At 67.2% G+C, this 11,636-nt stretch carries 10 protein-coding genes and 2 tRNA genes; 2 read left to right on the top strand and 10 right to left on the bottom strand.

What is annotated here, in order from left to right:
• Positions 1 to 67: 67 nt before the first annotated feature.
• The 6 genes from rplI to rnr all read right to left on the bottom strand — a co-directional run bounded on the left by rplI (position 68) and on the right by rnr (position 5,916).
• Positions 68 to 514, bottom strand: a complete 447-nt coding sequence (gene rplI, locus ACTWJ5_RS29015) for a 50S ribosomal protein L9 (RefSeq protein WP_009613455.1) — start codon at positions 512 to 514, stop codon at positions 68 to 70.
• 21 nt (positions 515 to 535) lie between these two features.
• Positions 536 to 1,405, bottom strand: coding sequence for a hypothetical protein (locus ACTWJ5_RS29020; RefSeq protein ID WP_058072195.1), 870 nt, complete (start codon positions 1,403 to 1,405; stop codon positions 536 to 538).
• Between the two features lie 35 nt (positions 1,406 to 1,440).
• Entirely contained in the window at positions 1,441 to 1,671 is a 231-nt protein-coding gene (gene rpsR, locus ACTWJ5_RS29025) for a 30S ribosomal protein S18 (RefSeq protein WP_009613459.1), read from the bottom strand.
• A gap of 29 nt (positions 1,672 to 1,700) precedes the next feature.
• A complete protein-coding gene (rpsF, locus tag ACTWJ5_RS29030; protein WP_074983333.1) occupies positions 1,701 to 2,117 on the bottom strand; it encodes a 30S ribosomal protein S6 in 417 nt (138 codons plus the stop codon).
• 335 nt (positions 2,118 to 2,452) lie between these two features.
• Entirely contained in the window at positions 2,453 to 3,202 is a 750-nt protein-coding gene (rlmB, locus tag ACTWJ5_RS29035; protein ID WP_074983335.1) for a 23S rRNA (guanosine(2251)-2'-O)-methyltransferase RlmB, read from the bottom strand.
• Positions 3,199 to 5,916 (bottom strand): ribonuclease R, encoded by a 2,718-nt coding sequence (gene rnr, locus ACTWJ5_RS29040; RefSeq protein ID WP_074983337.1) that lies wholly within the window; start codon positions 5,914 to 5,916, stop codon positions 3,199 to 3,201. The genes rlmB and rnr overlap by 4 nt, the downstream gene beginning before the upstream one ends.
• Positions 5,917 to 6,121: 205 nt before the next feature.
• Here rnr and ACTWJ5_RS29045 point away from each other — a divergent pair.
• Together ACTWJ5_RS29045 and ACTWJ5_RS29050 are read left to right on the top strand one after the other, a co-directional pair.
• A tRNA-Leu gene (locus tag ACTWJ5_RS29045) sits at positions 6,122 to 6,208 on the top strand.
• A 138-nt stretch (positions 6,209 to 6,346) separates the two neighbouring features.
• Positions 6,347 to 6,433, top strand: a tRNA-Leu gene (locus ACTWJ5_RS29050).
• Between the two features lie 88 nt (positions 6,434 to 6,521).
• On the opposite strand, the gene ACTWJ5_RS29055 is transcribed toward ACTWJ5_RS29050, so the two are convergent.
• From ACTWJ5_RS29055 to ACTWJ5_RS29070, 4 genes are all read right to left on the bottom strand, one after another.
• Positions 6,522 to 8,456: a methyl-accepting chemotaxis protein gene (locus ACTWJ5_RS29055; RefSeq protein WP_444437034.1), complete on the bottom strand. Its 1,935-nt coding sequence runs from the start codon at positions 8,454 to 8,456 to the stop codon at positions 6,522 to 6,524.
• Positions 8,457 to 8,760: 304 nt separating this feature from the next.
• A complete protein-coding gene (locus ACTWJ5_RS29060) occupies positions 8,761 to 10,056 on the bottom strand; it encodes an adenylosuccinate synthase (RefSeq protein ID WP_074983342.1) in 1,296 nt (431 codons plus the stop codon).
• A 74-nt stretch (positions 10,057 to 10,130) separates the two neighbouring features.
• Positions 10,131 to 11,309, bottom strand: a complete 1,179-nt coding sequence (locus ACTWJ5_RS29065; RefSeq protein ID WP_261747495.1) for an ATP phosphoribosyltransferase regulatory subunit — start codon at positions 11,307 to 11,309, stop codon at positions 10,131 to 10,133.
• Between the two features lie 35 nt (positions 11,310 to 11,344).
• Entirely contained in the window at positions 11,345 to 11,530 is a 186-nt protein-coding gene (locus ACTWJ5_RS29070) for a DUF2065 domain-containing protein (RefSeq protein ID WP_009613466.1), read from the bottom strand.
• Between the last annotated feature and the right edge of the window lie 106 nt (positions 11,531 to 11,636).

Genomic DNA, 11,636 nt, shown 5'->3' on the forward strand with positions numbered 1-11,636 from the left:
CCGTGCCCGATGTTAGCGAACTGCCGCGTCCACGCAAGGTGTCCACGGCGTCGCAGCGACGGATCGCTTACTCGGCGACGACGACCACGTGCAGGGTCGCTTCGACGTCGGTGTGCAGTTGCACTTCGATGTCGTATTCGCCGACGGTGCGCAGGGCACCGTTGGGCAGGCGCACTTCGGCCTTTTCCAGCGGGTAGCCGGCAGCGGAGACCGCTTCGGCGATATCGCGGGTGCCGATCGAGCCGAACAGCTTGCCTTCGTCGCCGGCGTGGGCGCCGATGGTGACGATCAGCTCGGCCAGTTGGGCGGCGCGGGCTTCAGCGTCGGCCTTCTTGGCGGCAGCGGCCTTTTCCAGCTCGGCGCGGCGCTCTTCGAAAGCAGCGACGTTGGCCGGGGTAGCGGCGGTGGCCTTGCCCTGCGGCAGCAGGTAGTTACGGGCGTAGCCGCCCTTGACGTTCAGTTTGTCGCCCAGGTTGCCCAGTTTGGCGATCTTTTCCAGCAGGATGACTTCCATTTGAGTCTTACCTCTTAACTTTTAACCTTCACCGTTCGTGGAGCCCTGGCGACGTACCAGGCGACCACGAAAATCAAACAGACTATCGACGACAGCAACCAGACAGATCACATTCCCCAGCATCAGCGCCAGGCCGTACAACAGCACCAGCCAGAACCCCGGCAGGCGTTTCAGCGCGACCAGCCCGTGACCGAGCGCGAGCCCGGCGAACAGCAGCGGCACGGCGCACAACGGCGCCACCACGGCGAACTGCGGGCCCAGCAGCGGCACCACCAGCACGCCCAGCAGCAGCGCGATGGCCACCGCCGGCGCCAGGCGCAGCGCGCGGAACTCGCGGCCGAACCCTTGCGGGTTGTACAACGCCGCTTGCCAGTAGCGCGCCAGCATCAGGCACAGCAGGCTGATGACCTGCAGCGAGGCGGCCAGCAGGCCGGTAACGGCCGGCACCAGCCCCGCTTGCAGCTCGGCCTGCTGGTCCGCCGAAAGCTTCGCTTCCGACAGCACCTGCGGCAGCACCTTGCCAAACGCCTCCGCCAGACCTTGAACCAGCCCGGCGGATACCGTGCTCAACAGCAGCACGTAGAACACGCCCAACACCACGCTGGCCAGCATGACCCGATTCCAGGACATGCTGGAGCGCAACACCTGCGCCAGGACCGCCGAACCCAGCATCACCAGGGTGACCGTGGGGTCGCCCAGGTACCACCAGGCCAGGGCCGGGAGCAGCGCCCAGGCCAGGATGCCAATGGCATCGCCGGTTCCTCGGCGCAGCAGCACCAGGCTGCCGGCGGCGGCACCGAGCCAGAAGAACGGCTGCAGTACCGCGGCTGCGACGACCACCAGGGTCGCCTGCATGCGGCCTCGCATGACGAATTCAGCCAATGCGCGCATGCGATCTATCCATCAAGGCTACGTCGACTGCCCGATCAACGGCCGTGGCTGTCGGTGTAGGGAAGCAGGGCCAGGTAGCGAGCGCGCTTGATGGCGGTCGACAGCTGACGCTGGTACTTGGCCTTGGTGCCGGTGATGCGGCTCGGAACGATCTTGCCGGTTTCGGAAACGTAGGCCTTCAGGGTGTTGAGATCTTTGTAATCGATCTCCTTGACGCCTTCAGCGGTGAAACGGCAGAACTTACGACGACGGAAGAAACGTGCCATGTTATCGGCTCCTCAATACTGGTCCGGGATTACTCGTCGGCGCTGTCGCGGCTGTCTTCGCCGTCAGCGGACTCGTTTTCGTTGGCGTCGGGACGCTCACGGCGCTCACGGCGCTCGTTGCGGCTCTCTTCGGCCTTCAGCATTTCGGACTGGCCGGTAACGGCTTCGTCGCGACGGATCACCAGGTTACGGATGACGGCGTCGTTGTAGCGGAAGTTGTCTTCCAGCTCGGCCAGGGCCTTGGCGCTGCACTCGACGTTCAGCAGAACGTAGTGAGCCTTGTGCACGTTGTTGATGGCGTAAGCCAGCTGACGACGGCCCCAGTCTTCCAGGCGGTGAACCTTGCCACCGTCTTCTTCGATGACCTTGGTGTAACGCTCGACCATGCCACCGACTTGCTCGCTCTGGTCCGGGTGAACCAGGAACACGATTTCGTAATGACGCATAAATGCTCCTTACGGGTTGCAGCCTGCCGACGATGCGGTCAGGCAAGGAGTGAATGTCTTTTTGACTTGCCGACAGGTGGACGCGTAAGCGCCTGCCCGGACGGCAAGGGGCGACATTCTAGAGAAGGGGGGAAGGCGGCGCAAGGCAATTGATGAATATTTGAGCAGCTACAGGCTACAGGCGAAGAGCATGTGCGGGGCTCTTCGTAGGAGCGAGCTTGCTCGCGAACCGGGCGGGCACGGTGCCGAGGTTGGTTCGCGAGCAAGCTCGCTCCTACAGGGAGGACGGGACTGGCTCTTCGCTCTTGCCTGCAGCTTGCAGCTTGCAGCCGCTCTTAGGCCTTTTTCGCCTGGCGCTGCCGGACGATCTCGAACAGGCACACACCGGTGGCCACCGACACGTTCAGGCTGCTGACGCTGCCGCCCATGGGCAGCTTGGCCAGGTAGTCGCAGTGCTCGCGGGTCAGGCGGCGCATGCCCTTGCCTTCGGCGCCCATGACCAGCACGGTGGGGCCGGTGAGGTCCAGTTCGTAGAGGGTCTGGGTCGCCTCGCCGGCCGTGCCGACCACCCACAGGCCGCGCTGCTGGAGCTTTTCCAGGGTGCGCGCGAGGTTGGTCACGGCCACCAGCGGGATCACTTCGGCGGCGCCGCAGGCGACCTTGCGCACGGTGGCGTTGAGGGTCGCCGACTTGTCCTTCGGCACTATCACCGCCAGCGCGCCGGCAGCATCGGCGGTGCGCAGGCAGGCGCCGAGGTTGTGCGGGTCGGTGACGCCGTCCAGGGCCAGCAGCAAGGCCGGCCCCGGAGTGCGCTCGAGCAGCTCCTCGAGCATGTTCTCGCCCCACACCTGGCTAGGGCTGACCTCGGCGACCACGCCCTGGTGCACGCCCTCGGCCCACTCGTCGAGCTCCTTGCGGTCACGGGTGCCCACCGGCACCCGCGTCTGCCCGGCCAGTTCCACCAGCGCCTGGACCCGCGGGTCGTGCCGCCCCTCGGCCAGCCACAGCTGCTTGACGCGCTTGGGGTGATGACGCAGCAGCGCCTCTACGGCGTGCACGCCGTAGACCCTTTCCCACTGGCTCATGGCTTGGCCTTAGGCTTGCCTGCCGGGGCGCCCTCCGCCTTGGGCTTGGACGGCCCCTTGCGGTGCTTGCTCGGCTTGGCGGTCTTGGCCTTCTGTTTCGACGGCTTGCGCGGTTTCTCCGCAGCGGCCTTGGTGTTCTTCGCCGGCTTGCCCTGGGCCTTGGCCGCAGGGCGCTTGCCGCCCACCTTGGCTTCGTCGAGCAGCGCCTGCTTCAGCGCGCGGCTTCTGTTCACATCGGTGTTGCCGAGCATTTCCTCGGCCTTGGCGAGCATCTCCGGCGCCACCGAGGGCAACGCCTGGACCACGCCGACCTTGCGCTTGCGCGGCGGCGCCACGGGCAGCGGCGGCTCCGGCACTTCCGGCTGCAGCTCGCGCGGCTGGCCCTTGGCCCTGGCCGGCTTGGCGGCCTTGGCAGGCTTGCCGGGCTTGGCCGCCTCGGCCTTGTCGCCGCGCTTCTTGCGGCCGATGGGCGCGCTGAGCGCGTTTTCGGCCAGTTCGAAGTCGATCTTGCGCTCGTCCAGGTCAACCCTCGCCACAACCACCTGGGTGGTGTCGCCGAGGCGGAAGCTGCGCCCGGTGCGCTCGCCGGCCAGGCGGTGGTGCACGGCGTCGAAGTGGTAGTAGTCGCCGGGCAGCGCGGTGACGTGCACCAGGCCCTCGACATAGATGTCGGTCAGCTCGACGAAGATGCCGAAGCCGGTGACCGCGGTGATCACGCCGTCGAAGGTCTCGCCGACGCGGTCGCGCATGTATTCGCACTTCAGCCAGTTGGTGACGTCACGGGTGGCCTCGTCGGCGCGCCGCTCGGTCATCGAGCACTGCTCGCCGAGCTGTTCAAGGCGCGGCTCGTCGTACGGGTAGATGCGCGCCTTGGGCATGCTGGCGGCGCCGGCGCGCTGCACCAGGTCGGTCTCGCGCTTGGAGCGGACCACGCTGCGGATGGCGCGGTGCACCAGCAGGTCCGGATAGCGGCGTATCGGCGAGGTGAAGTGGGTGTAGGCCTCGTAGTTGAGGCCGAAGTGGCCGTTGTTGTCCGGGCTGTACACCGCCTGGCTCAACGAGCGCAGCATCACCGTCTGGATCAGCTGGAAGTCCGGGCGGCCCTGGATGGATTCGAGCAGCGCCTGGTAGTCGCCGGGAGTCGGCTCGCCCTTGCCGCGGTAGAGGGTCAGGCCCAGTTCGCCGAGGAACTGCCGCAGGTTGTTCAGCTTCTCCTGCGGCGGGCCGTCGTGGACGCGGTACAGCGCGGGGATTTCCAGCTTCTCGAGGAACTTGGCGGTGGCCACGTTGGCCGCCAGCATGCACTCCTCGATCAGCTTGTGCGCGTCGTTGCGCTGGGTCGGGCGGATCTCCGAGATCTTGCGGTCGGCGCCGAAGACGATGCGCGTCTCCTGGGTCTCGAAGTCGATGGCGCCGCGCACGTGGCGGGCGGCGACCAGCACCTTATAGAGGTCATAGAGGGTGCGCAGGTGCGGCACCACGTTCGGCAGTTGCTCGGCCAGGCGCGCGGCCTCGGGGCTGTCCGGGGTCTCCAGGTACTGGCTGACCTTGGTGTAGGTGAGCCGCGCGTGGGAGTGGATGACCGCCTCGTAGAACTGGTAGCCGGTCATCTTGCCGGCCTTGGACAGGTTCATCTCGCAGACCATGGCCAGGCGGTCGACCAGCGGGTTCAGCGAGCACAGGCCGTTGGAGAGGATTTCCGGCAGCATGGGGATGACGCGCTCGGGGAAGTACACCGAGTTGCCGCGCTTGGCCGCCTCCTCGTCCAGCGCCGAGCCCACCTTTACATAGTGGGAGACGTCGGCGATGGCGACGTACAGCTTCCAGCCGCCGCCCTTGCGCTTCTCGGCGTAGACGGCGTCGTCGAAGTCGCGGGCGTCCTCGCCGTCGATGGTCACGAACGGCAGGGTGCGCAGGTCGACGCGCTTCTCCTTGTCCTTGTCCGCCACCTCGGGCTTGAGCTTGGCCGCTTCCTTCTCCACGCCCTGGGGCCAGACGTGGGGAATATCGTAGCTGCGCAGGGCGACTTCGATCTCCATGCCCGGCGCCATGTAGTCGCCGAGCACTTCCACCACTTCGCCCTGGGCCTGGCGGTGCACGCTGGGCCACTGGTCGATGCGCACCTGGACGAACTGGTTGTGCTTGGCCGCGCCGTGCTTGCCCGGCGGGATCAGCACTTCCTGCTGGATCTTCGGGTTGTCGGCGACCACGGTGCCGATGCCGCTCTCCTCGAAGTAGCGGCCGACCAGTGTCTCGTGGGCGCGCTCGATGACTTCGACGATGGCGCCTTCGCGGCGGCCGCGGCGGTCGAAGCCGGAGACGCGCGCCAGGGCGCGGTCGCCGTCGAACACCAGGCGCATCTGCGTCGGGCTGAGGAACAGGTCGTCGCTGCCGTCGTCGGGGATCAGGAAGCCGAAGCCGTCGCGGTGACCGGCGATGCGGCCGCGGATCAGGTCCAGCTTGTCCACCGGGGCGTAGGCGCCGCGACGGGTATAGATAAGCTGGCCGTCACGCTCCATGGCGCGCAGGCGACGGCGCAGGGCCTCCTCCGACTCCTCGTCGGCGAGCTTGAATTCTTCCAGCAGTTGCGCGCGGGTCGCGGGCGCGCCGCGTTCGGCGAGGTGCGCCAGGATGAGTTCGCGGCTGGGGATGGGGTTTTCGTATTTTTCCGCTTCGCGGGCGGCCTCGGGATCGAGGGTTTGCCAATCGGCCATCAGGGTGAGATCACCTTGTCGTCTATAGATGTAAGTGCCATGTGCTTATTGAAGCGCGAAATCCGCCCGTCGGTCAGCTTTGGTCACGAATAAATTTTTTATCGCATCAGGGGTTTACAAGCCAAAGTGGGCTCCGTATAGTTCGCGCCCACAGCGTCGCTGAGACGTTGTAACACGGAAACGATGAGCAATCATCGCATCCAGTGCCCAGGTGGCGGAATTGGTAGACGCACTAGGTTCAGGTCCTAGCGGTGGCAACACCGTGGAAGTTCGAGTCTTCTCCTGGGCACCACTTATTTCACGATAGAGCCCCTGGCTGTATCGCGGCGGTTCGGAACCCTGATAACCGGACATTGAGACGCCGAAGCGACCGAAAGGTTGCAATACCGCAAGACGATGAGCGATCATCGCACCCCATGCTGAAAAGCATGCCCAGGTGGCGGAATTGGTAGACGCACTAGGTTCAGGTCCTAGCGGTGGCAACACCGTGGAAGTTCGAGTCTTCTCCTGGGCACCATCTTCAAGCGAAAAAGCCGAGCACTGCTCGGCTTTTTCGTTTCTGCCGTTCGCAGGTGCGGGCCGGGCGCGTCGCCCGGCCCCTCCCCTCATGCCTTGAACTGCCCCAGGCTGGCGCGCAGCTGCGCCGCCAGGCCGTCCAGCACGCGCCCGCTGCTGGCGGTGGCGGCGACGGCTTCCGCGGCGCGCCCCGCCTCGGCGTGGATCACCTCGACGCGCCCGCGCACCGCGACCGCACCGGCCGCCTGCTGCTCGGCGGCATGGGCCGCCGATTCGATGGCGCCATGCACTTCCTCCACGGCCCGCTGCACTTCACGCTGCAGGCGCTCGCTATCATGCAGCGCGGCCAGCCCCTGCACCGCCTGTTCACGGGCCTGACCGATGGCTTCCACCGCCTCGCGCGCGCCACGCTGCAAGGCATCGATATGCGTCTGGATGTCGCCGGTGGATTGCTGCGTCTTGCTCGCCAGCGCCCGCACCTCGTCGGCCACCACGGCGAAACCGCGGCCGCTCTCGCCGGCACGGGCCGCCTCGATGGCGGCATTGAGCGCCAGCAGGTTGGTCTGCTCGGCAATGCCGTGGATCACCGAGAGCACCACTTCGATCTGCTCGCTCTGCTGCGCCAGCTTCTCGATCACCCCGGCGCCGCTCTGCACGCGGGATTCCAGGGTTTCGATGAGGCCGCCGACGCGCCGGGCGATGGCCGCGTTGTCGTCAGCCGCCTTGCGGATGGACGCCACGCGCTCCAGCGCCTCCTGCATGGCCTGGCTTTCCAGCTGGGCTTCGGCGGCCATGCCGGCGAGCGCCTCCAAGCTGCCCGCCACTTCGTTGCGCTGGCGATCGGCGGCCGCCTCAGCGCTGGCGCTGCGCGAGGCCAGGGCGGCGATCTCGCTGCCGGTGCGCTGCGCCACCTGCCCCGCCTCGCGGACGATGGGCTGCAGCTTGTCGACGAAGCGGTTCACCGCGGTCGCCATCTCGCCCACTTCATCATTGCTATCCAGGCGCACGCGGCGGGTCAGGTCGCCCTCCCCGGCCGCCAGGTCGTTGAGCGCATCGATCAACAGGCGCAGGCGATTCACCACTCGCCGCCCGAGCACCAAAGCCAGCACCAGCAGTACGCCCAGGCCGACCAGCACCAACCCCAGACCGATGTGCCAACGCAGGCTACCGGCGGAAGCTTCCACCGCGCCTTGTGCACCCTGACTCATCTCGGCGGCCGCCTGCTGCGCCGCCTGCAGACGGGCGGTCAGCGCCTTGTTGCTGTCGGCGGCGGCGCCGGCCAGGCTGTCGGCCACCAGTTGGTCGCCACTGGCGATCAGGGCAGAGAAGCGCTTGTCCAGGGCTTCCACCTGCTTTTCCACCTCGGCGGTGGAAATGCCCAGGCGCACGGTACCGATCACCACGCCGTTGGGGCTGATGGGCACGCTGGAAAGGATCACAGAATCGTCGTGGGCGGCCGCTTCCAGCACCTTGTCCAGGGCGCGCTCGCCCTGGCCCTTGGCGAGCAGCGCCTGGATGCGCGAGTCCTCGCGGTTGAGGTAACGCGTCAGGTGCTGCCCCTGGGCATCGTCGTAGACCACGAAGAGCACGTTGGGGTTGGCCTGGGCGCGCCGGGCGTACTCGGAGAGCGTCGGTACGTCGTTGTCCCACATGGCCTTGGGCGCCACCGCGGCAAGCAGTTGGGCAAGCTGGTCGGCGGACTGCCGCAGGCTCTGTTCGAGGCTTTGACGGGTTTCGCCGCGTTCCTCCTCCAGGCGCGCCGACAAGGCGGCGCCGAGGCGTTCGCGGGTTCGCGCGGACAGCTCGGTGAGCCCGGAACTGAGTTCGCCACCGGCGCGCTCCAGCTCGCCGGCCAGGCGCTGCGACTGGCCACCCAGGCGTTCGCCCAGGTCGGCCACCAGTTGATCCACGGTACTGCGGGTGAGCCACAGGGCGATCAGCAACTGCACCAGCAGTGCCAGGCCCAGGGCGATGAACACGGGGCGCAGCAGGCGGCTGCGCAACAGCGAAAGGACGGCGGACACGGAGTGCCTCCTCGGGTAACGGAATACTGGCGCGGGATGCGCCGATGCCATTTGCCAGCAAGGGGCGTGCCGTTGGAGTGGCCATTGGCCGGAGATGCCTCCAAGAGCACCCTCTCCCTAACCCTCTCCCTGAAGGGAGAGGGCTGGGGAGAGGGAAAGGAATTCAGCTTCGCACCGAAGCAATCGGCAGACGCCCGTTCGCAAGCAAGCTCGCTCCTACGAAGAGCACCCAAACGAAAAAGCCGCTTCCCCATCAGGAGAAGCGGCTTTTCACACCCTTCGCAGCGGCTAGCGCCGCGACGGATCAGCCGAACGGGTGGCGCAGGACAATGGTCTCGTTGCGGTCCGGGCCGGTGGAGATGATGTCGATGGGCGCACCGACCAGCTCCTCGATGCGCTTGATGTAGGCGCGGGCGTTGGCCGGCAGGGCTTCCAGGGTCTTCGCGCCGACGGTGGATTCGCTCCAGCCCGGCAGGTCCTCGTACACCGGCTGCAGGCCGATGTAGCTGTCGGCGTCGGTCGGCGCGTCGGTCAGCAGTTCGCCGGCGGCGTTCTTGTAGCCGGTGCAGATGCGCACGGTCTGCAGGCCGTCGAGGACATCCAGCTTGGTCAGGCACAGGCCGGACAGGCTGTTGATCTCGATAGCGCGACGCAGGATCACGGCGTCGAACCAGCCGCAGCGACGGGCACGGCCGGTGGTGGCGCCGAACTCGTGGCCGACCTTGGCCAGGTGCGCGCCGACGTCGTCGAACAGCTCGGTCGGGAACGGGCCCGAGCCCACGCGGGTGGTGTAGGCCTTGGTGATGCCCAGGATGTAGTCCAGGTACAGCGGACCGAAGCCCGAACCGGTGGCGGTGCCGCCAGCGGTGGTGTTGGAGCTGGTGACGAACGGGTAGGTGCCGTGGTCGATGTCCAGCAGCGAGCCCTGGGCGCCTTCGAACATGATGTTCTCTTCGGCGCGGCGCAGGTCGTGCAGGGTGCCGGTGACGTCGGCCAGCAGCGGCTTCAGTTGCTCGGCGTAGTCCATGCACTCGTCCAGGGTCTTCTGGAAGTCGACCGCCGGCTCCTTGTAGTAGTTCTGCAGGACGAAGTTGTGGTAGTCCAGCAGCTCGCCCAGCTTGGCGGCGAAGCGCTCGCGGTGGAACAGGTCGGCCACGCGCAGGCCGCGGCGGGCGACCTTGTCTTCGTAGGCCGGGCCGATGCCGCGGCCGGTGGTGCCGATCTTGGCGTCGCCACGGGCGCGCTCGCGCGCCTGGTCGAGGGCGACGTGGAAGGACAGGATCAGCGGGCAGGACGGGCTGATGCGCAGACGCTCGCGCACCGGTACGCCCTTCTCCTCCAGCTTGGCGATCTCGCGCAGCAGCGCGTCGGGCGCCAGCACCACGCCGTTGCCGATCAGGCACTGCACGCCTTCGCGCAGGATGCCCGACGGAATCAGGTGCAGCACGGTCTTCTCGCCGTCGATCACCAGGGTGTGGCCAGCGTTGTGGCCGCCCTGGTAACGAACCACGGCAGCAGCCTGGTCGGTGAGCAAGTCGACGATCTTGCCTTTGCCCTCATCACCCCACTGGGTGCCCAGGACTACGACATTCTTACCCATAACACTTGTCCCCATCGTGGATATTCGGTGCCGGCCTCGGCCGGCGGAAACTCGCGGTGCCCGTCGATCACGGGTCAGAAGGGCACCACCTGCCAATTGCCTTCGCGCAGCTGCAGTTGCGCATCGCAACCCGCCTCGCGCGCCGAAGCCGCATCCTGCCCGGGCAGCGCCTGAACCACGCGCCGCCCGTCGCGGCGCAGCTGCTGCACCGCCTGCCAGAGCCCGGCCCCTTCGGCCGGCGCCCAGATGCCTTGCACCGGCGCGTCCAGCCGCACCTGGCCCAGGGTCACCAGGGTTTTCAGGTCGGTGGAGAAGCCGGTGGCCGGCCGCGCACGGCCGAAGTCGGCGCCGATGTGGTCGTAGCGACCACCCTGGGCGATGGACTCGCCGACGCCGGGCACGAAGGCGGCGAACACCACCCCCGTGTGATAGTGGTAGCCGCGCAGCTCGCCGAGGTCGAAATACAACGGCAGCTGCGGGAAGCGTTGCGCCAGGGAGTCGGCGATGACGACCAGGTCGGCCAGGGCGGCCTTGACCACCGCCGGCGCATCGGCCAGCACTTCGGCGGCCTGCTCCAGCACTTCGCGGCTGCCGCACAGCTCGGCCAGGGCGCGGAGCATGCCGGCGAGCTGGGCCGGCAGGCCTTCGGTGAGCGCGGCGACTTCATCCACCGCCTTGCGCTGCAGGGCGTCGAACAGAGCCTGCTCGGCTTCGCCGGACAGGTCAGCGGCGCGGGCCAAGCCACGATAGATACCGACGTGGCCGAGGTCCATGTGCACGTCCGGCACCTCGGCCATGGCCAGCATGTCGAGCATCAGGCTGATGACTTCGACGTCGCTCGCCGGGCTGGCGTCGCCATAGAGTTCGGCGCCCAGCTGGATCGGGCTGCGCGAGGTGGCCAGGGCGCGCGGGCGAGCATGCAGCACGCTGCCGGCGTAGCACAGGCGGTTCGGGCCCTCGCGGCGCAGGCTGTGGGCGTCCATGCGCGCCACTTGCGGCGTGATGTCCGCGCGGAAGCCCATGAGCCGGCCCGAGGCCGGGTCGGTGACCTTGAAGGTGCGCAGATCCAGGTCCTGGCCGGCACCGGTCAGCAGGGACTCCAGGTATTCGATATGCGGGGTGACGACGAACTCGTAACCCCAGCGCTGGAACAGGTCCAGCACCTGACGGCGGGCTGCTTCCACACGCGCCGCCTCAGGTGGCAGCACTTCTTCGATCCCATCTGGCAGCAGCCAGCGGTCTACCGTTGCCATGTCGCCTCTCCCCTTTCAGCCGGGCGGCAATTCATCTAGTGAATCCAGTAAAGAAGGCCGGTGCCGAGCAGCATGCTGCCCAGCCCGATGAGCCGCAGGCGCCGGTCGTCGAGGCGACCGAGCCCGCTGACGGCCTCACGCCAGCCACGCGGATACAGGAAAGGGAGGATGCCCTCCAGCACCAGCAATAGACAGAATGCTTTGCCGAATTCCTGCCACATGACCCTTGTACACAAATCTCGCGGACGCAAAAAAGCCGGGATTTCCCGGCTGGCCCATGATAACACGTTTTCTCCGGCGGGCGCTGCCGCCCGCCGGAGAACCCAC

The organism is Pseudomonas sp. A6 (assembly GCF_052367875.1).
Taxonomy (GTDB): Bacteria; Pseudomonadota; Gammaproteobacteria; order Pseudomonadales; family Pseudomonadaceae; genus Pseudomonas; species Pseudomonas citronellolis.

What these genes read in the sequence shown, in the direction of transcription:
- rplI (WP_009613455.1), bottom strand. Translation starts at nt 514, where the DNA reads ATGGAAGTCATCCTGCTGGAAAAGATCGCCAAACTGGGCAACCTGGGC.
- ACTWJ5_RS29020 (WP_058072195.1), bottom strand. Translation starts at nt 1,405, where the DNA reads ATGCGCGCATTGGCTGAATTCGTCATGCGAGGCCGCATGCAGGCGACC.
- rpsR (WP_009613459.1), bottom strand. Translation starts at nt 1,671, where the DNA reads ATGGCACGTTTCTTCCGTCGTCGTAAGTTCTGCCGTTTCACCGCTGAA.
- rpsF (WP_074983333.1), bottom strand. Translation starts at nt 2,117, where the DNA reads ATGCGTCATTACGAAATCGTGTTCCTGGTTCACCCGGACCAGAGCGAG.
- rlmB (WP_074983335.1), bottom strand. Translation starts at nt 3,202, where the DNA reads ATGAGCCAGTGGGAAAGGGTCTACGGCGTGCACGCCGTAGAGGCGCTG.
- rnr (WP_074983337.1), bottom strand. Translation starts at nt 5,916, where the DNA reads ATGGCCGATTGGCAAACCCTCGATCCCGAGGCCGCCCGCGAAGCGGAA.
- ACTWJ5_RS29060 (WP_074983342.1), bottom strand. Translation starts at nt 10,056, where the DNA reads ATGGGTAAGAATGTCGTAGTCCTGGGCACCCAGTGGGGTGATGAGGGC.
- ACTWJ5_RS29065 (WP_261747495.1), bottom strand. Translation starts at nt 11,309, where the DNA reads ATGGCAACGGTAGACCGCTGGCTGCTGCCAGATGGGATCGAAGAAGTG.
- ACTWJ5_RS29070 (WP_009613466.1), bottom strand. Translation starts at nt 11,530, where the DNA reads ATGTGGCAGGAATTCGGCAAAGCATTCTGTCTATTGCTGGTGCTGGAG.